This window comes from Cupriavidus sp. 05T313, from assembly GCF_056396665.1.
Genome location: NZ_JBFTLX010000606.1, coordinates 1 through 497, shown reverse-complemented (window position 1 = coordinate 497; position 497 = coordinate 1). Strand labels below are relative to the sequence as shown.

The following is a 497-nucleotide window of genomic DNA, read 5'->3' as shown; positions in this document are numbered from 1 at the left end:
CCCCAGGAGCGTGCCGGGGCCAACCTGATGCAGTCGGCGCGCAATGGTCCGCACAATCCCAACCATCGCATTCCCTATCCGGTTAACCCTGACGAAGTGAAGGAGTTCCAACAATGAAGCGCTATATCGCCGCACCGCGGCGCATTGCCCTCGGCAAGGCCGTTCTCCTGTCCCTGTTCCTGGCCGGCTGCGCTGGCGGCAGCGGCATCTCGACTGATCGCTCCGACAAGTTTGTCTATGCCTCGCTAGGCGCGGTCAACCATACCGGCAATTACATGGACTGGGTCTCGATTGACGGTGTGCCGAGCCACAACATGCGCGCCTATGGCTCAGCCAACGCCGGGACATGTTGTGTGGGGGTGCCGCGAATCTACCGTCCCGGCCTGCAGGTGACCGTCAAGTGGAAGGCCCGTGACGGGGCCAAGATCCTCTATGGGAGCAAGGTGGTCGAGGTCGAGCCCTATGCCGAGGCCGGCACCATCTATGCCCGCCCACAT

The 497-nt window shown here is 62.8% G+C and carries 1 protein-coding gene; it reads left to right on the top strand.

The features are described from left to right. Positions 1–113: 113 nt before the first annotated feature. The coding region (locus AC1DKD_RS41975; RefSeq protein ID WP_477144832.1) for a DUF3304 domain-containing protein at positions 114–497 on the top strand (384 nt) is incomplete at its 3' end.